Annotated in this window: 19 protein-coding genes; 11 read left to right on the forward strand and 8 right to left on the reverse strand. The window is 60.8% G+C overall.

Annotated elements, in window-relative coordinates; all coding sequences use genetic code 11:
• Positions 1-219, reverse strand: a 219-nt coding sequence (locus KGB27_RS27395; protein ID WP_223557058.1) for a hypothetical protein, incomplete at its 3' end; no start/stop codon positions are given.
• 87 nt (positions 220-306) lie between these two features.
• Here KGB27_RS27395 and KGB27_RS27400 point away from each other — a divergent pair.
• Genes KGB27_RS27400 through KGB27_RS27410 form a run of 3 tightly spaced genes read left to right on the forward strand, consistent with a single transcriptional unit; the run spans position 307 to position 2,930 of the window.
• A complete protein-coding gene (locus KGB27_RS27400; protein ID WP_223557060.1) occupies positions 307-1,293 on the forward strand; it encodes an ABC transporter substrate-binding protein in 987 nt (328 codons plus the stop codon).
• A gap of 9 nt (positions 1,294-1,302) precedes the next feature.
• Positions 1,303-2,106 carry an ABC transporter permease gene (locus KGB27_RS27405; protein ID WP_008031757.1) on the forward strand — a complete coding sequence of 268 codons (804 nt, stop codon included), beginning with the start codon at positions 1,303-1,305 and terminating at the stop codon, positions 2,104-2,106.
• Complete coding sequence (locus KGB27_RS27410) at positions 2,094-2,930, forward strand: ABC transporter ATP-binding protein (RefSeq protein ID WP_008031755.1); 837 nt, start codon at positions 2,094-2,096, stop codon at positions 2,928-2,930. Before KGB27_RS27405 ends, KGB27_RS27410 begins: the two co-directional genes overlap by 13 nt.
• Before the next feature lie 125 nt (positions 2,931-3,055).
• On the opposite strand, the gene KGB27_RS27415 is transcribed toward KGB27_RS27410, so the two are convergent.
• Entirely contained in the window at positions 3,056-4,135 is a 1,080-nt protein-coding gene (locus KGB27_RS27415) for an endonuclease/exonuclease/phosphatase family protein (RefSeq protein WP_223557062.1), read from the reverse strand.
• 66 nt (positions 4,136-4,201) lie between these two features.
• Positions 4,202-4,876, reverse strand: coding sequence for a YciC family protein (locus tag KGB27_RS27420; RefSeq protein WP_032828940.1), 675 nt, complete (start codon positions 4,874-4,876; stop codon positions 4,202-4,204).
• Positions 4,877-5,055: 179 nt separating this feature from the next.
• On the opposite strand from KGB27_RS27420, the gene KGB27_RS27425 reads away from it, so the two are divergent.
• From KGB27_RS27425 to KGB27_RS27435, 3 genes are all read left to right on the forward strand, one after another.
• A complete protein-coding gene (locus tag KGB27_RS27425) occupies positions 5,056-5,799 on the forward strand; it encodes a DUF2076 domain-containing protein (RefSeq protein ID WP_223557064.1) in 744 nt (247 codons plus the stop codon).
• Between the two features lie 127 nt (positions 5,800-5,926).
• A complete protein-coding gene (locus KGB27_RS27430; protein WP_008031749.1) occupies positions 5,927-6,406 on the forward strand; it encodes an NYN domain-containing protein in 480 nt (159 codons plus the stop codon).
• A 22-nt stretch (positions 6,407-6,428) separates the two neighbouring features.
• Positions 6,429-7,040: a PolC-type DNA polymerase III gene (locus KGB27_RS27435; protein WP_008031746.1), complete on the forward strand. Its 612-nt coding sequence runs from the start codon at positions 6,429-6,431 to the stop codon at positions 7,038-7,040.
• 106 nt (positions 7,041-7,146) lie between these two features.
• Here the strand turns inward: KGB27_RS27435 and KGB27_RS27440 are convergent, their stop codons facing one another.
• Positions 7,147-7,599, reverse strand: a complete 453-nt coding sequence (locus KGB27_RS27440) for an Lrp/AsnC family transcriptional regulator (protein ID WP_008041273.1) — start codon at positions 7,597-7,599, stop codon at positions 7,147-7,149.
• A gap of 166 nt (positions 7,600-7,765) precedes the next feature.
• On the opposite strand from KGB27_RS27440, the gene yedA reads away from it, so the two are divergent.
• Together yedA and KGB27_RS27450 are read left to right on the forward strand one after the other, a co-directional pair.
• A complete protein-coding gene (yedA, locus tag KGB27_RS27445) occupies positions 7,766-8,692 on the forward strand; it encodes a drug/metabolite exporter YedA (protein WP_223557066.1) in 927 nt (308 codons plus the stop codon).
• 65 nt (positions 8,693-8,757) lie between these two features.
• Positions 8,758-10,092 carry a DEAD/DEAH box helicase gene (locus KGB27_RS27450; RefSeq protein WP_008031738.1) on the forward strand — a complete coding sequence of 445 codons (1,335 nt, stop codon included), beginning with the start codon at positions 8,758-8,760 and terminating at the stop codon, positions 10,090-10,092.
• Positions 10,093-10,197: 105 nt separating this feature from the next.
• On the opposite strand, the gene KGB27_RS27455 is transcribed toward KGB27_RS27450, so the two are convergent.
• Together KGB27_RS27455 and KGB27_RS27460 are read right to left on the reverse strand one after the other, a co-directional pair.
• Positions 10,198-11,439, reverse strand: a complete 1,242-nt coding sequence (locus KGB27_RS27455) for a TIGR03862 family flavoprotein (protein ID WP_223557067.1) — start codon at positions 11,437-11,439, stop codon at positions 10,198-10,200.
• Positions 11,440-11,721: 282 nt separating this feature from the next.
• Positions 11,722-12,642 carry a histone deacetylase gene (locus KGB27_RS27460; protein WP_223434730.1) on the reverse strand — a complete coding sequence of 307 codons (921 nt, stop codon included), beginning with the start codon at positions 12,640-12,642 and terminating at the stop codon, positions 11,722-11,724.
• Between the two features lie 87 nt (positions 12,643-12,729).
• On the opposite strand from KGB27_RS27460, the gene KGB27_RS27465 reads away from it, so the two are divergent.
• The 3 genes from KGB27_RS27465 to KGB27_RS27475 all read left to right on the forward strand — a co-directional run bounded on the left by KGB27_RS27465 (position 12,730) and on the right by KGB27_RS27475 (position 14,865).
• Positions 12,730-13,299, forward strand: coding sequence for a GNAT family N-acetyltransferase (locus KGB27_RS27465; RefSeq protein ID WP_008041912.1), 570 nt, complete (start codon positions 12,730-12,732; stop codon positions 13,297-13,299).
• A gap of 106 nt (positions 13,300-13,405) precedes the next feature.
• On the forward strand, positions 13,406-14,275 hold the full coding sequence (gene tesB, locus KGB27_RS27470; RefSeq protein ID WP_008031730.1) for an acyl-CoA thioesterase II: 870 nt from the start codon (positions 13,406-13,408) through the stop codon (positions 14,273-14,275).
• Complete coding sequence (locus tag KGB27_RS27475) at positions 14,272-14,865, forward strand: HAD family hydrolase (RefSeq protein WP_008041913.1); 594 nt, start codon at positions 14,272-14,274, stop codon at positions 14,863-14,865. Before tesB ends, KGB27_RS27475 begins: the two co-directional genes overlap by 4 nt.
• An 87-nt stretch (positions 14,866-14,952) precedes the next feature.
• Here KGB27_RS27475 and KGB27_RS27480 read toward each other — a convergent pair whose 3' ends face one another.
• Positions 14,953-15,912 carry an alpha/beta hydrolase gene (locus KGB27_RS27480; RefSeq protein ID WP_223557068.1) on the reverse strand — a complete coding sequence of 320 codons (960 nt, stop codon included), beginning with the start codon at positions 15,910-15,912 and terminating at the stop codon, positions 14,953-14,955.
• Positions 15,913-16,806, reverse strand: coding sequence for a neutral zinc metallopeptidase (locus KGB27_RS27485; RefSeq protein WP_223557069.1), 894 nt, complete (start codon positions 16,804-16,806; stop codon positions 15,913-15,915). It abuts the gene before it with no gap.
• Positions 16,807-16,993 lie beyond the last annotated feature (187 nt).

The following is a 16,993-nucleotide window of genomic DNA, read 5'->3' on the forward strand; positions in this document are numbered from 1 at the left end:
GTAGGAGCGAGGCTTGCCCGCGAAAGCTTTTGCCGATTCACCCCACCTCTCACCTTTTGCACAAAGCCCGTGCACCCCCGCCAACCCCGCCCTTTTACCGCGCACGCTACCCAGTTTTTTCATCACTCCCACCGACATATTTCCTAATTTTCCTTCTCCCCACCTTGGTCCAACATCGACCTCGCCAGTCAGCCGAACACTGCCCACCCAAAGGTCCATCAGAGACCACCCGTGGCAGCTCTTCTCCAAAGGCTGCTGGCCGTACTGCCCATGACAAAACTAAATCAACAGCTTTGGGAGTGCTCCATGATCAAGTCCTTGCTAACCCGCGTCGCTCATCCACTGGCGATCACCGCTATCGCCGCCACGGTCGCCACCAGCGCCCAGGCCGGCACCTTGTCCATCGGCCATACCACATGGGTCGGTTACGGCACGCTCTACCTCGCCCAGGACCTGGGCTACTTCAAGGAAGGCGGTTTGACCGTCGAGTTGCCTGTCGTCGAAGAGGCTTCGATGTACATGGCCGCGCAGGCGTCGGGCGAATTGTCCGGCTCGGCGTCGACCATCGACGAAGTACTGAAATACCGTCCGCAATTCTGCTTCAAGGCCGTAGCCGCACTCGATGACAGCCATGGTGGCGACGGTGTTCTGGTGGGCAAGGACATCAAGAGCCTGCAGGAGCTGAAAGGCAAAGCCGTGGCGGTGAACGAAGGCTCGACTTCGCAATTCTGGCTGTCGTACTTGCTGAAAAAACACGGCATGAGCATGAGCGACATCACCGTGCAGAACATGACGGCCGACGACGCCGCCACCGCGTTCATCGCCGGTCGTGTGCCTGCCGCCGTGACCTGGGAACCGCACCTGTCGATGGTGCGTGACAAGAAGCAAGGCAAAGTCTTGATCGACAGCAGCAGCACACCAGGCGTGATCGTCGATGTGGTCGCGCTCAACTGCACGGTCATCGAGAAGCAGCCGGAGGACGTCAAGGCGTTGGTCGCCGGTCTGTACAAAGCGGTGCAGTACACCAAGGACCATCCGCAGGAAGCCTACAAAATCATGGCCAAGGGTGTTGGCGGTTACCTCGCCGATCCGAAGGAACTGGCCGCTGCGGCGCAAGGCGTGCGCTTCTACGATCAGGCCATGAGCGAAAAACTCCTGGGCTCGCCGGGCAATCCGGGCGACAGCGAACCGTTGATCAAACTGGCCAACGAAACCGCCAGTGAATTGCAGGGCAAACCCTACAGCGTCAGCAATGACGACCTGATCGACAACCGTTTCGTCAGCCCGCTGTAGGAGGTTCGCATGTTCAAGCGCAATTCATGGCTGAGCCGTTGCATCACGCCCAAGACCGGCTTGCCGGTTTCGGTGATCTGGAGCGCGAGCGGCCTGGCCTGGGTGTTGTTGGTTGGCCTGTGGGCCGGGTTGTCTTACGGCGGCGTGGTGCCGGGCATGTTCTTGCCGACACCGGGCGCGGTGGTCGAAGCCGCCGTGCGCCTGAGCCGCGACGGCACGCTCGGTTTGCACGTGTGGGCCAGTCTTGAAGTGGTGGTGGTCGGTTTCGTCGTTTCGTCGCTGGTGGCGGTGCCGCTGGGGTTGCTGATGGGCAGCTTCCGCATCGTTCAGGCGTTCCTCGAACCGATGGTCAATTTCATCCGTTACCTGCCGGTGACCTCGTTCGTGCCGCTGTTCATTCTGTGGATCGGTATCGGTCTGGAGCAGCGGGTTTCAGTAATCATCTTCGGCGTGTTTTTCCAGCAACTGGTGATGATCGCGGACGTGTCCAAAGGCATCTCCAAAGACCTGATCAACGCCTCCTACACACTCGGCTCTAACCGCCGCGATGCGGTGTTGCATGTGATCGCGCCGGCCTCGTTGCCGGGTGTACTCGACACCTTGCGCGTGACCATGGGCTGGGCCTGGACGTACCTGGTGGTCGCCGAACTGGTCGCCGCTTCCAGTGGCCTGGGTTACCTGAGTCTTAAGGCCATGCGCGGCTTTCAGGTGGATGTGATTTTCCTCGCCATCGCGATCATCGGCCTGTTGGGCCTGGTCACCGATCAACTGTTCCGTTTCCTTCGTCTGAGGATTGCCGCATGGGCTCAGTAACCGCCGTCAACCCGCGTATCGTCACACCGATGGCTGCCCCGGCCTACGCCGCGCCTCGTTTGCAAGTGGACAAAGTCAGCCTGCGTTACCAGAAGCCCGACGGCGGCGTGTTCACCGCGCTGGATCAGGTTTCGTTCGAAGTTCCGGATCAGCAATTCGCCGTGCTGGTCGGGCCGTCGGGCTGTGGCAAGTCGAGTTTGCTGTACCTCACCGCCGGTTTGAACGAGCCCACGGAAGGCGAGATCTACGTCGGCGGTCAGCAAGTTCAAGGGCCGGGCGCGGACCGCGGCATGGTGTTCCAGAGCTACACGCTGTTTCCGTGGCTGACCGTGCGACAGAACGTCGAATTCGGTCTCAAGCGTCGCGGTATGGCGGCGGCGCAGCGCAAGGACATCGTCGATTACTACGTCAATGAAGTCGGCCTCAGCGGGTTCGCCGACAACTACGCCAAACAGTTGTCGGGCGGCATGATGCAGCGGGTGGCGATTGCCCGCGCTTTGGCCAATGACCCGCAAATCCTGCTGATGGACGAACCCTTCGGCGCCCTCGACAGCCAGACGCGCCTGCAAATGCAGCAGTTGTTATTGCGCGTTTGGGGTAACAGCAAGAAGACCGTGCTGTTCGTGACCCACGACATCGACGAGGCGATTCTGCTGGGTGATCGGGTCTACGTGATGGGCGCGCGGCCAGGGCGGATCAAGCAGATTCTGGACGTGCCGATTGAACGCCCACGGACCCTGGACATGGTCATGGAGCGCTCATTCATCGAGATGAAACGCGATATTTTCGGGCTGCTGCATGACGACCTGGAGGAAGTCCATTGAACAACGCGACCCCTTGTAGGAGCCGGCTTGCTGGCGATGGCGTCGGTACCTTCAACGATGATGTTGCCTGACACACCGCTATCGCCAGCAAGCCGGCTCCTACAGGGTTTTGTGTTTGGCAGGGGTTACGGCGCAGCCGGCAGGAGGAACCGCGCAATCACCGGCAAATGATCGGAAATCCGCAACGTATCGTCCTGTCGCACCGTCGCCTCGACCCGTTTGATCCGAGGGCTGTAAAACAGGTAATCGACGGTCCGGTCCGGGCCGTTCAGGCCTGGATCATTCGGGTAGTGCGTCAGCCAGCGCGCCCGATCGATGCCGCTGGCTTCGTTGTTGGTCGGGATCATCGGGTACTTGTCCCACAACAGGTGCAGGGCGCTGTCGGCGGAGTAGGGCGTGCGTTGTTCGGTGGGCAGGCGTCGATATTGCCCCAGCGGCAACAGGTTGAAGTCGCCACCGATCAGCCACGGGGTGCTATGGCTTTCGTATTTGTCGAGGACTTTGGCCACCGCCGTCACCTGGGTCTGTAGCGTTTCGTCAGGTTGGGTGGCGCGGTCCAGATGGGTGTTGAGGACGGCCAACTGCCCGCCGTCACTCAACGGCAGGTAAGTGACCAGCAAGGCATTTTTCGGCTGGAACTGACGGCTGATGAAGTCGGTCGGCGCCACCGGCAGTTGCAGGCGTTCGGCGTTTTCGATCCGGTAGCGGCTGAGGGTTGCCAGTTGCCGGCCGACACTGCCGAAGATGTGCGGTTGCGGCACGAAGTCGGCTTTCCAGTCGAAGGCATGGGCGCTGCACGGATAGAGATCGGCGAGGCGTTCCTGAAGCAGTTTGAACTGGTTCTGGTAATCGCTGGCCTTGGCGCCGTCATCGAGCTCTTGCAGCAACACGAGGTCCGGTTGTTCGTCGCGAATCACCCGCGCCACCTCATCGAGGCTGAAGGCCATGTCTTCAGGCGTCGGTTTTTCGTCGTCGCCGGCGGCCAGGTCATTCCAGAACACATAGCGCTTACCCGCCAGGTACTGAACGTTCCAGGTCATCACTTTCAACGCCTGGCCGGGCACCAGTGTCGGTGCTTGAGCGTTGCAACTGACGGGCAAAACTTCCTTGGCTTCGGGGCGCCAGGTCAGGCTGTAGATCAGCAGGGCAATCAGGCCGATTGCTATCAACAGGCCCAGCAGGGTGTAGCGCAGTAGTCGGGTCATGGCTCGGCTTATAGCGTTACAAAAGATGGATCCGAGCATAACCGAGAGCCGGGCCGAAGCCCACGATCAGAGCGGCCGGTCGATTTTCTCGGGAACGTCGCTGATCAGCATGAACAAACGGAACAACACCACGCTGGTGAACAGTTGCAGGAAGCTGTGGGCGCTGTCGATCAGCAGGGAAATCACCGGGTTCTGCGGTTCCGGATACACATTGAGCGTCACACCCTTGAGCACCCACAACGGGCCCATCACACACAGGATGCACACCAGAATGCGCAGGAAATGACCGCGGGTCAGGCGCAGGCTTTCCTTCATTGCCGCCAGCGGCGCCAGACCGCGCAGCACCAGCAGGTATTCGCTGAACGCCAACGTCACCATCAGCCAGATGCCCGGCAGGAAGTACAACGACAGGCCGAGCAGGATCATCAATGTATTGAGCGCCGTGAGCAGGGCGAAGCGCGGCCACAGGTACGCGGACCTCGCCAGCAGGTCACGGTTGCGCGGCGATTCGCCACGGCTGCGCGCGTCGAGAAACAGGATCAGCGCGGCGGTGTACAGCGGGTACACCAGCAGGCCGACGATCACGCTGACGCCGGGAAAGCTGTCCGGCACGGTGTTGTGGTCGACCACTTGTTGCAGCAGCGCTTCGAAAATCACCAGCGGCAGGCACAGCCGCACGATCTGGCTCAGATTGCGCTTAAAGAAATACAACGAGTCACGCAGTACATCGAACGGATTCATCAGTCGGTATCGCAGGTTGAAAGCAGTGGCCCACTTTAACCGATGCAGCGCGTCGGGGCGCAAACGTAAACGTTCGGTAAAGGTCATTGAAACAACTTGTTTCAGCCTCCATTAAGGTCGAGCGCCGTATCCTCCTTCGAGAAGGTCAACGATTTTCCCCGGCAATCTACGAGGTCGCCATGAACACTGAAGAACAAACCCTGATCGATGGACTGTTTTCCCGGCTGCAACAGGCCGAAACGGACGCAGCCCCGCGCGATGCCCTGGCCGAGGCGCGGATCAAGGAACATCTGGCTCGCCAACCCGCGGCGGGCTACTTCATGACCCAGGCGATTCTGGTGCAAGAGGCAGCGATCAAGAGCCTCGACGCACAGAACAAGCAACTCACCGAGCAAATCCAGCAATTGCAGGCCGAACTGCAATCGGCCAAGTCCCAGGCACCTGCTCCGGCGCCGAGCAGCGGTGGGTTCCTGTCGAGCATTTTCGGTGGCAGTTCCCGTGAAACGGCTGCGCCAAGTGCACCGCCCTCCAGCGGTGGCTGGCGCGAGCCGGGACGGCCTTCGTTCAACGCGCAGCCGCCACAGCAGAATTTCGCTGCGCCGCCACCGCAGCAGAACTACGCGCCGCAACAGCAGGCGCCGGCGGTTGGCAGCGGTTTCCTCGGCGGCGCACTGAAAACTGCAGCGGGTGTGGCGGGTGGCGTGATGCTGGCACAAGGCATCAGCAGCCTGTTCCATCACAACCAGCAGCCGGAAGTGGTGGAAGTGATCAAGGAAGAGCCGGCTCAGGTCAACGATCACAGCGGTGACAACGGCTGGGGCGATGACCAGCGCGTGGCTGACAACTCCCAAGACTATGCCGACACCGACTACAACGATGACAGTTCATCGTTCTTCGGCGGCGACGACGATTCCTTCGTCTGACACGCCATTCGTCCGGAGCGCTGCGGCGCTCCGGGCCGATTATTCGCGGAACAATCCTCCAGGCTGGCATACTGGGCAACTTTTCGGGCCCGGTGCCTGATCCCGCCTGCGCGAAAGAGGATGCACGGTGAAAAAAATTGCAGTGTTCGCCGATGTCCAGAACCTCTACTACACCGTGCGTCAGGCCTATGGTTGCCACTTCAACTACGCCGCGCTGTGGGCTGACATCAGCAAGCAGGGCGATATCGTCGAAGCCTATGCCTACGCGATCGATCGCGGCGACAGCAAACAGCAGCAGTTCCAGCAGATCCTGCGCAACCTCGGTTTCACCGTGAAGCTCAAACCCTACATCCAGCGCAGCGACGGCTCGGCCAAGGGCGACTGGGACGTGGGCATCACCCTCGACATCATGGACGCCGCCGATCATGTCGACGAAGTGGTGCTGGCCTCCGGCGACGGTGATTTCGACATGTTGCTGGAGCGCATCATCGCCAAGCATGGCGTGCAAGCGGTGGCCTACGGCGTACCGGGCCTGACGGCCAACTCGCTGATCCGCGCCGCCAGCCGCTACGTGCCGATCGAAGGCGCGTTGCTGCTCAAGAATTGATTTTTACGGAGTTGAAACAGGTTTGGAACGCATAGCAGTCATCGACTTTGAAACCACCGGGATCTCCCCGAGCAGCAGCTGCCGGGCCACGGAAATTGCCGTGGTGATCCTTGAACAGGGGCGCATCGTCGAGCGTTATCAAAGCCTGATGAACGCCGGCGTGCGCGTCCCGGCCTTCATCGAACAACTCACCGGCATCAGCAATGCCATGCTGCGCACCGCGCCATCGGCCGAGCAGGTGATGAACGAGGTCAACGAATTTGTCGGCACCACGCCGCTGCTGGCGCACAACGCCGCGTTCGACCAGAAGTTCTGGGACTTTGAACTGGGGCGGATCAAGCGTACGCGGTTGCAGAACTTTGCTTGTTCGCTGCTACTGGCCCGTCGGCTGATGCCGGCTGCGCCGAATCACAAACTCGGCACCCTCACCACCTTCGCCAGCCTGCCCAACACCGGCAAGGCTCACCGGGCGATGGCCGACGCCGAGATGGCGGCCAACCTGACGGCGCATCTGGCGCAGGAGTTGCGGCAGAAGCACGGGTTGCGCGAGTTGTCCCATGATCTGCTGGTCAGCTTGCAGAAAGTCCCGGCGGCCAAAATCAACGAACACCTCAAGCGCCATCGCGGGTTTTAAGTTCAGCGGTGTTCGGACGGGCCTCTTCGCGGGCAAGCCTCGCTCCTACGGGTACGATGAAATCCTGTAGGAGCGAGGCTTGCCCGCGAAAACGTCATCCGCATCACTACTTACCGTTCCCCTCCAACTGCCCCAACGGCACGCGCTTCTCTATCGCGCTCGACAACACAATCGACGTCTTGCTGAACCCGAACGTGGCAATGCGGTTGATCAGCTCTTCCAGCTCCGGCATCGAGCCCACCGCCGCTTGCATGATCACGCACGGATCACCCGTCACCCGGTGACATTCGGTCAGCTGTGGGATTTTGATCAGGTCGTCGTAGGCTTTCTGATTACCGTGCTGGTTCAGCCGCAGTTCGATCACGCACTGGATCGGCAAGCCCAGCTTGGCCATGTCGACTTTCGCCTGATAACCGGTAATCACCCCGCTGGCCTCAAGTTTGGCCACGCGCTCGGCCACGGCCGGGGCGGACAGGTTCACTTTGCGTGCGAGGTCGGCGTAGGACGCACGACCGTTTTCCAGTAGGGCGCTGAGGAGCATGCGGTCGTATTTGTCCATGAGCGAATTCCTGAAAAATGGCTGGCTTTCGAAAACACGGTATATAGCGCTGATCTCCGTGATTTGAAAAGTGTACCGGCGCTATAAACAGGTTTTGTAACTTATTTTCTGCTGTTCGCCTTTCTAGAATAGCTGTTCATTTGTCCTTGCCTGCGAGCTGCCCCCCATGCCTGGCCTCCGTCGTTTTCCCCTACCGTTGATCGCTGCCTTTTTCGCCTTGTACGTGATTTGGGGCTCGACTTATCTGGTGATCCGTATCGGCGTGGAGTATTGGCCGCCCTTGTTGCTCGCCGGTATTCGCTTTGTCATTGCTGGCACGTTGATGTACGCCTTCCTGCGCTGGCGCGGGGCGCCGGCACCGACCTGGGCGCAGTGGAAAGCGGCGGGGATCATCGGGATTTTGCTGCTGGCGTGCGGTAACGGCGGGGTCAGTGTGGCGGAACACATGGGCGTCGCTTCCGGCGTCGCGGCATTGGCGGTGGCGACGGTGCCGTTGTTTACCTTGCTCTGCGGCTATTTCTGGGGTGCGCGTAATACTCGTCTTGAATGGGCGGGGATTGTGCTCGGGCTGATCGGCATCGCCATGCTCAACCTCGGTTCCAACCTGCAATCGAGCCCGCTGGGTGCGATGTTGCTGATCTTTGCGGCGGCGGCCTGGGCGTTCGGTTCAGTCTGGAGCAAACACTTGCCGTTGCCCCAGGGCGCGATGGCCAGTGCCGTGGAAATGCTGGTGGGCGGCGTGGCGTTGCTGATCGGCAGTGCGATGAGTGGTGAACATATGGAAGCCATGCCACCGATTGAAGGATGGGCGGCGCTGGCCTACCTGACCTTCTTCGGTTCGATCATCGCCTTCAACGCCTACATGTACCTGTTGAAAAACGTGCGGCCGGCAGCGGCCACCAGTTATGCCTACGTCAACCCGGCGGTGGCGGTGTTGCTGGGGATCGTGTTTGTCGGCGAGACCATCGGCATCGAAGAAGCCCTGGCCATGCTGGTGATCATCAGTGCCGTGGTGTTGATCGGTTTGCCGCAGTGGCGCCGGGCGCCGGAACGACCTGCTGCGGTGGTGCAGACAGAATCGAGTGTGAATTAGGGTAAACTGCGCGCCATTGCACACTTGTTTCGCACAACCGCGCTGAATTTTCCTACGGTAATCCCATGACTTTCGCCACCCTTGGCCTGATCGAACCCTTGCTGCGCTCTCTCGAGACGCTCGGCTACCAGACCCCGACGCCGGTTCAGGCGCAAGCCATTCCGGCGGTGCTGGCCGGTCGCGACCTGATGGCCGCCGCCCAGACCGGCACCGGCAAGACCGCCGGTTTCGCGTTGCCGCTGCTGCAATTGCTGGCCATGGAAGGGCCGAAAGTCACCGCCAACTCGGTGCGCGCATTGATTCTGGTGCCGACCCGCGAACTGGCCGAGCAGGTTCACGAAGCCGTGCGTCAGTACGCCGAGAACCTGCCGCTGAGCACTTATGCGGTGTATGGCGGCGTCAGCATCAACCCGCAAATGATGAAGTTGCGCAAAGGCGTCGACCTGTTGGTGGCGACGCCGGGCCGTCTGCTCGATCTGTTCCGCCAGAACGCGCTGAAGTTCAACCAGTTGCAAACCCTGGTGCTGGACGAAGCCGACCGCATGCTCGACCTGGGCTTTTCCGAGGAGCTGGGGAACATTTACCGCGTGCTGCCGAAGAAACGTCAGACACTGCTGTTCTCCGCGACCTTCTCCGATGCGATTCGCCTGCTGGCCGGGCAAATGCTCAATGATCCGCTGAGCATCGAAGTCAGCCCGCGCAACGTTGCTGCCAACACCGTTAAACAGTGGGTAGTGACGGTGGACAAGAAGCGCAAGCCGGAGCTGTTCATCCACCTGCTGCGCAAGGGCAAGTGGAAGCAGGTGCTGGTATTCGCCAAGACCCGTAATGGCGTGGACGCGCTGGTGGAAAAACTCCAGGGCCTGGGCATCAACGCCGACGGCATCCATGGCGACAAACCTCAGGCTACGCGTCAACGTGCGCTGGACCGTTTCAAGGCCAGCGAAGTACAGATCCTGGTGGCCACCGATGTCGCGGCCCGTGGTCTGGACATTGAAGATTTGCCATTGGTGGTCAATTTCGACCTGCCGATCGTGGCAGAGGACTACATCCACCGCATCGGTCGTACCGGCCGTGCGGGTGCCACCGGGCAGGCCATTTCGTTGGTCTGCGCCGATGAAGTGAATTTGCTGTCGGCCATTGAGACGTTGACGCGTCAGACGTTGCCTCGGCAGATGGAACACGATTTCGAACCTGAGCACCGCGTGCCGGACACCGATGCCAGCGGCCAGGTGGTGAAGAAACCGAAAAAACCGAAGAAGCCAAAGACGTCCAGCGGCGGTAAACGCAATCTGGGTAAATGGGTCGAGAGCGGGGATGCTTCGGCGCCGGAGCCTTCGATCAAGCCTGTGCGTAAGGTGCCGGTGTTTAACACTGGGCCGCGTAAGCGTAAGCCTTGATTGATTGCGGCGGCTGTTAGGCCGCCTTCGCGGGCAAGCCTCGCTCCTACAAGGCACCACTAATCCGTAGGAGCGAGGCTTGCCCGCGAAGGGCGCGCCTCGGTCTCAAGCCTTGCGCTTGAGCCACTCCACCATCCCCAACCCCGCCGCTCGCCCACTGGCGAAACACGCGGTCAGCAGATAGCCGCCGGTCGGCGCTTCCCAATCCAGCATTTCCCCCGCGCAGAACACGCCAGGCAACTGCTTGAGCATCAAACGTTCATCCATCGCCTCGAACATCACGCCACCGGCAGTGCTGATGGCTTCGTCCAGTGGACGGGTTTTCATCAATGTCAGCGGCAACGCCTTGATCGCTTTAGCCAACAACGCCGGATCGGCGAAGCATTCTGACGGCGTCAATTCGCGCAGCAGTGCCGCTTTCACGCCATCTATCCCGAGCTGACTGTGCAGATGTTTGGACATTGAACGAGACCCGCGCGGTTTGCTCAGTGCCGCCTGAACTTTATCCACAGGCCGGCCCGGCAACAGGTCGAGGTGAATGGTCGCCGAGCCATGCTGATTGATCGCTTCGCGGATGGGCGCCGACAGGGCGTAGATCAAACTGCCTTCAATCCCGGTGGCCGTAATCACACATTCCCCGAGCCGAGGGATGTCGTCATTGAGTCCGATAGCGATATTTTTCAGCGGCGCGCCGGCGAATTTGCTGACCATCAATTCGCTCCAGGCCTGCACCTCGAAGCCGCAATTACTCGGCTGCAGCGGCGCCAGTCCTACGCCGTGCTGCTCCAGTGGCAGCATCCACGCGCCGTCCGAACCCAGGCGCGACCAACTGCCGCCACCGAGGGCGAGCAGCGTTGCTTCGGGCTTCAGGTTTTTTTCACCCTCAGGACTTTCAACGCGCAATCCACCGTTGTTATCCCAGCCGAGCCAACGATGGCGGGTGTGGATAACTACGCCGGCCTCTCGCAGGCGTTTCAGCCAGGCGCGCAACAGCGGCGCGGCCTTCATGTCGGTCGGAAACACCCGGCCGGAGCTGCCGACAAAGGTTTCGATGCCCAGGTCATGAATCCACTGGCACAGCGCTTCGGCACCAAAGGCTCGCAGCAGCGGTGCAATCTGCGGTGCGCGCTCGGCGTAGCGCGAGAGGAATGCCGGGTAGGCTTCGGAATGGGTGATGTTCATGCCGCCCACGCCAGCGAGGAGAAATTTCCTGCCTACCGAAGGCATGCCGTCGTACAGATCGACCTTGATTCCGGCCTGGCTCAACACTTCCGCCGCCATCAGGCCGGCGGGGCCACCGCCGATGATGGCGACTTTAGGGGGGAGGGCGGCGGAAGATTGGGTCATGGTGTGCGCTGCGGTTCGGCGGAATAAGCCGGGCATTCTACCAGCACGGTTAACTGTAGGAGCGAGCCTGCTCGCGATGGCGGTGGGTCAGTCAAAATCGATGTTGGATGTGAGGGCCTCATCGCGAGCAGGCTCGCTCCCACATTGGTTCCGGGGTGTTCATAAAATAGTGATCAAAAAACAACCAGCGCTCTGCATGCCATATGCAGCATGGCCTGTAGGCCCTTTCGCTCAGGTTATCCACAGGCAGTTCCACAGGCATTGTGGGTAAAGGCGCACACCTCAATGACAACCTGATGACGCCCACACCCGCTGCGCGCTGTGATGCAGGATGCCGTGACGCCGCGCCAGCGCCTTGCGGTCCTTGCTGTAGCCGCCGCCGATCACCCCGACCACCGGAATATCCCGCCCGAGGCAATGGCGCATCACGCTTTCATCCCGAGCGGCCACGCCTTCGTCTGTCAGCTTCAGGTAACCGAGCGCGTCGTCCTTATGCACATCGACACCGGCGTCATACAGCACCAGGTCCGGTTGATAGAGCGGCAGCAAATAATTCAGCGCGTCGTCGACGACCTTCAGGTATTCGGCATCGCCCATGCCCTTGGGCAGCGGGATGTCCCAGTCACTTTCGGCCTTGCGTGCAGGAAAGTTCTTCTCGCAGTGCAGGGAAACGGTCACCGCGTCCGGAGTGTTGTGCAGAATCCGTGCAGTCCCGTCGCCCTGATGCACGTCGCAATCGAAGATCAGCACCCGATTCACACGACCGCTTTCCAGCAGGTAATGGCTGATCACCGCCAGGTCGTTAAAGATGCAGAACCCCGCCGGGTAGTCGTAATGCGCGTGATGCGTGCCGCCGGCCAAGTGACAGGCCAATCCATGTTCCAGCGCCTGTTCCGCCGCCAGTAGCGAACCGCCGACCGCCCGCACCGTGCGCCGGGCCAGGGCTTCGTTCCACGGCAGGCCAAGACGCCGCTGGTCTTCGCGGGACAACTCGCCGCTCATGTAGCGTTCGATATAGGCAGCGTCATGTGCGAGGGCGAGAATTTCCGGCGGGCAGAGTTCCGGGCGCAGCAGGTCGGCGTCCCGGGTCAGCCCGCTGTCCACCAGGTGATCGCGCAGCAGGCGAAACTTGTCCATGGGGAAGCGGTGTTCCGCCGGGAACTCGGGGCTGTAGTCTTCGTGGTAAATCAATGGCAGCGGCATGACGGGCTTTTATGAGTACGGCGTGTAGGAATGAGTGAACGATCCTACCAGCGATGTAGACTTGCGGCATGGAAACGGAGGGACACGATGGAGCCGATACTGGAACTCGAGAGCGCGCGACTGCTGTTGCGGCAGTGGCGTGACGAGGATTTGCCGGCGTTTGCGGCGATGTGCGCCGATCCACAGGTGATGCGTTATTTCCCGGCGCCCTTGAGTCGACTGGAAAGTGCTTCGCTGATCGGGCGGATTCGTGGGCATTTCGCCGAGCATGGTTTTGGTCTCTGGGCGCTGGAGCGCAAGGATACCGGTGCATTCATCGGTTTTACCGGGCTCGGCGTGGTCGGTTTCGACGCGCCTTTCACGCCGGCCATCGAGATCGGCTGGCGCCTGGCCCGCGAACACTGGGGCTTGGGTTACGCCAGTGAGGCGGCGTGGACCGCTCTGCGCTGCGGGTTTGACCGGGTGGCGCTGCAAGAGGTCGTGTCCTTCACCACGGAAACCAACACGCCATCGCAGAAAGTCATGCAGGCCATCGGTATGCACCATGATTCAGCCGGTGACTTCGACCACCCGAAACTCGCGGTCGATCATCCTCTGCGTCACCATGTGCTGTACCGCATCACCCGTGAACAATGGCTGCAAACCTTGCATGGATAAGACGGCCCGGACGTTTACAATGGCGCCAATGATGGCCCTGGCCGGAAACTGAATCGACCGCCGCAGCCAAGACTGCGCGGCATTGCGATGTGTGAGGAGAGTCTGAATGAGCCAAGTGTTGGATGATCTGGTCGATTTGCTGACCCTGGAACCGATCGAAGAAAACCTGTTCCGTGGCCGCAGCCAGGACCTGGGCTTTCGTCAGTTGTTCGGCGGCCAAGTGATCGGTCAGTCCCTGTCGGCGGCCAGCCAGACGGTCGAAGTCGCGCGTCATGTGCATTCGATGCACGGTTATTTCCTGCGTCCGGGCGATTCCACGTTGCCCGTGGTGTATCAGGTTGATCGGGTTCGCGACGGCGGCAGTTTCAGCACGCGTCGGGTCACGGCGATCCAGAAGGGCAACCCGATCTTCACGTGCAGCGCGTCGTTCCAATATGACGAAAAAGGCTTCGAGCATCAGGGCCAGATGCCGACGGTGGTCGGGCCGGAAAACCTGCCCTCGGAACTGGAGCTGACCCATCAGCGCGCGCACCTGATCCCCGAGCACATGCGTGAAAAACTGCTGTGCCCGAAGCCGATCGAATTCCGCCCGGTCACCGAGAAAGATCCCTACAACCCGCAGCCATCCGATCCGGTCAAGTACGTCTGGTTTCGCGCCGACGGCGCGTTGGCCGACTCCCCGGCGCTGCACAAATACCTGCTGGCCTACGCGTCGGACTTCAATCTGCTGACCACCTCGATGTTGCCCCATGGCAAGTCGGTCTGGCAGAAAGACATGCAGGTCGCCAGCCTCGATCACGCGCTGTGGTTCCATGCGGATCTGCGTGCCGATGACTGGTTGCTGTACGCGATGGACAGCCCGTGGGCTGGCAATTCCCGTGGGTTCAGCCGTGGCAGCGTGTTCAATCGCGCCGGGCAACTGGTGGCGTCGGTCACTCAGGAAGGCCTGATCCGTCACCGCAAGGATTGGGCATGAGCCTGGCCGAGGTGCGGCACTGGGTGTTCGACATGGACGGCACCCTGACGGTGGCCGTGCATGACTTCGCGGCGATTCGCGTGGCGCTGGCGATCCCGGCCGAAGACGACATCCTGACCCACCTCGCCGCGCTGCCGGCTGCTGAAGCCGCGGCCAAACATGCATGGTTGCTGGAGCATGAACGGGATCTGGCGCTGGGTTCGAAACCGGCGCCGGGTGCTGTGGAACTGGTGCGCGAGTTGGCGGGGCGCGGTTATCGCCTGGGCATTCTTACGCGCAATGCTCGGGAGTTGGCGCATGTGACGCTGGAAGCCATTGGCCTGGCGGACTGCTTCGCGGTGGAGGATGTGTTGGGGCGTGATGAAGCGCCGCCCAAGCCGCACCCCGGTGGTTTGTTGAAATTGGCCGAGGCCTGGAACGTGCCGGCGAGCGAGATGGTGATGGTCGGTGATTACCGGTTTGATCTGGATTGCGGAAGAGCGGCGGGGGCGCGGACGGTGTTGGTGAATCTGCCGGATAACCCGTGGCCTGAGCTGACTGATTGGCATGCGGCGGATTGCGTGGCGTTGCGGGAAATGTTGTTGGCTTGAGGGACCCTTCGCGGGCAAGCCTCGCTCCTACAGAGTTACACGTAGGAGCGAGCGGTGCGGCGACCCGACTTGCCCGCGAAGGCGTCATCACTGCCCGAACAACACTTTCTGCCCCTCCGGCGACGTAAACATCCCATCCCCGTTATGCCCAACCCCGGGCACTTCGATCAATTGCTGATTCAATCCTTGCGGATGGCTACGCTTCAAAAACTCAAAATAATTGCGCCCGCGAATCAATCGATTAGCGCCCTGGGCTTTCGCCTCACAACTTTTATCCAGCGCCGGATGGTTCGGATCAATGTCCTGCTGCCCCAGTAGATAAACGATGTCACGCTGAACGTAGTTTTCCTCCAGTTGCGCGGGCGTTTGTCCTTCGGCGTAAGCGGGCAAATCTGACAAGCCGTACTTCCAGCGGTTGAACGCCGGGCAACCGGCGTGACTGAACGCCACTGGCCGCCGCTCATCGAAATACGCGTAGGAAGACGGATTGGCGATGACGTAGCGCATGTGCACGCCAGCCGCCTTGAGCTCCGGTTGATCGTGACTCAACAACGCATAACGCTGAACCACCTGAGCACCGCCCGAGTGGCCCGCGATGACGACATCCTTCACGTCCGGAAACTGTCGACGATCGCCGAGCCGGGCGATGATCTGGTCGAGCGCCGCGTAGGAACTCAGGGCAAACGGAGCGGTGGATAAACCGCCGGCCATCCAGTCATTGCCTTGCCAACGCAACACGGTGTCGGCGACTGGATGGAGTGCCACGTCGGTTTCATTGAGAAATTGCGGAGCGATCACCAACGTATTGGCGCTTTGCCCGGCTTGCTCTGCCGCCCGCTCGGCACTCTGGCGGTAGGTTTCAGCATTGCGCAACCGACCGTGGATGATGATCAGCACGCGCTCGATTTTCGCCGGCGCCGGGCCGATGCCCACCGCCATCTCACCTTCTTTCAACAAGAGTCGGCCGGGGCTGATCTCCTTGACCCCATGCTCGGCAGCCTGGGTACAGGTGCAAGTAAACAACAACATCAACAACCACTTTTTCATTTACAGATTTTTCGCCGCAAAGGTATCGCACTGGCCCACCTGGCCTTGCGCAAATCCGGTTTTGAACCAGCGCACCCTTTGCGCCGACGTGCCATGGGTAAACGAGTCCGGCACCACGCGACCCTGGCCTTGCTGCTGCAAGCGGTCGTCGCCGATGGCGTTGGCGGCGTTCAAGGCTTCTTCGATGTCGCCCGGCTCCAGCCAGTTCAGGCGTTGCTGTGCATTGTTGGCCCAGACACCCGCGAGGCAGTCCGCTTGCAGCTCCTGACGCACCAGCAAGCCACCGTCACCTTCCATTTGCCGGCCTTGCTGACGGGCGACCTGGATTTTCGCGGAAACGCCGAGCAAGGTCTGAACATGGTGTCCGACTTCGTGAGCGATCACGTAGGCCTGAGCGAAATCACCCGCAGCGGCAAAGCGTTGCGACATTTCCTGGAAGAAACTCATGTCCAGGTAGACCTTCTGGTCTGCGGGACAATAGAACGGCCCGGTCGCCGAGGTGGCCAGGCCGCACGCCGAGTTCACCCGGTTGCTGAACAGCACTAGCGTAGGATCTTTATACTGTCGGCCGGCCTGCTGGAAAATCTGGCCCCAGGTGTCTTCGGTGTCACCGAGGATCGAACGGACGAATTCCGCCCCTTCATCATTGGCTGGCGGTGCCTTGCGGGTTTGCGTCGGTGCCGGTGCCGATTGCTCGGTCATCTGCCCGGTGAGCTGGCCGAGGATCTGCAACGGGTCCTGGCCGGTGATCCAGCCGATCCCGACAATCAGAATGATCGCGGTCAGGCTCAGGCCCTTGCCGCCACCAAAACGCATCCCGCCGCCACCACCGCCGACATCATCACCACGGGCATCGACCACGTTGTCGCTGCGTCGGCCTTTTTTCCATAGCATGTGGGAATCCTCTGATTATCGTGGGGATGAGTGTTGCTGGTGAGTGGGAGCGGCGCCAGTCCGGTCGTCCGGCTTTTATGCGGGCGGGAACATTACTGAGTGTATTGAACGTGGATAGCCCATCGAATTCCGTCAGGTGATGGGTTTTTTATGACGTCAGGGCGAACGCCCTATGACTTGTAGGAGC

Source organism: Pseudomonas sp. BF-R-01 (assembly GCF_019946615.1).
Classification (GTDB): Bacteria; Pseudomonadota; Gammaproteobacteria; order Pseudomonadales; family Pseudomonadaceae; genus Aquipseudomonas; species Aquipseudomonas migulae.

Excerpts from the sequence above, each read along its gene's own strand:
- KGB27_RS27400 (WP_223557060.1), top strand. The coding sequence starts at position 307 with ATGATCAAGTCCTTGCTAACCCGCGTCGCTCATCCACTGGCGATCACC.
- KGB27_RS27420 (WP_032828940.1), bottom strand. The coding sequence starts at position 4,876 with ATGAATCCGTTCGATGTACTGCGTGACTCGTTGTATTTCTTTAAGCGC.
- KGB27_RS27480 (WP_223557068.1), bottom strand. The coding sequence starts at position 15,912 with ATGAAAAAGTGGTTGTTGATGTTGTTGTTTACTTGCACCTGTACCCAG.
- yedA (WP_223557066.1), top strand. The coding sequence starts at position 7,766 with ATGCCTGGCCTCCGTCGTTTTCCCCTACCGTTGATCGCTGCCTTTTTC.
- KGB27_RS27465 (WP_008041912.1), top strand. The coding sequence starts at position 12,730 with ATGGAGCCGATACTGGAACTCGAGAGCGCGCGACTGCTGTTGCGGCAG.
- KGB27_RS27425 (WP_223557064.1), top strand. The coding sequence starts at position 5,056 with ATGAACACTGAAGAACAAACCCTGATCGATGGACTGTTTTCCCGGCTG.
- tesB (WP_008031730.1), top strand. The coding sequence starts at position 13,406 with ATGAGCCAAGTGTTGGATGATCTGGTCGATTTGCTGACCCTGGAACCG.
- KGB27_RS27475 (WP_008041913.1), top strand. The coding sequence starts at position 14,272 with ATGAGCCTGGCCGAGGTGCGGCACTGGGTGTTCGACATGGACGGCACC.
- KGB27_RS27410 (WP_008031755.1), top strand. The coding sequence starts at position 2,094 with ATGGGCTCAGTAACCGCCGTCAACCCGCGTATCGTCACACCGATGGCT.
- KGB27_RS27485 (WP_223557069.1), bottom strand. The coding sequence starts at position 16,806 with ATGCTATGGAAAAAAGGCCGACGCAGCGACAACGTGGTCGATGCCCGT.
- KGB27_RS27450 (WP_008031738.1), top strand. The coding sequence starts at position 8,758 with ATGACTTTCGCCACCCTTGGCCTGATCGAACCCTTGCTGCGCTCTCTC.
- KGB27_RS27440 (WP_008041273.1), bottom strand. The coding sequence starts at position 7,599 with ATGGACAAATACGACCGCATGCTCCTCAGCGCCCTACTGGAAAACGGT.
- KGB27_RS27415 (WP_223557062.1), bottom strand. The coding sequence starts at position 4,135 with ATGACCCGACTACTGCGCTACACCCTGCTGGGCCTGTTGATAGCAATC.
- KGB27_RS27455 (WP_223557067.1), bottom strand. The coding sequence starts at position 11,439 with ATGACCCAATCTTCCGCCGCCCTCCCCCCTAAAGTCGCCATCATCGGC.
- KGB27_RS27460 (WP_223434730.1), bottom strand. The coding sequence starts at position 12,642 with ATGCCGCTGCCATTGATTTACCACGAAGACTACAGCCCCGAGTTCCCG.
- KGB27_RS27405 (WP_008031757.1), top strand. The coding sequence starts at position 1,303 with ATGTTCAAGCGCAATTCATGGCTGAGCCGTTGCATCACGCCCAAGACC.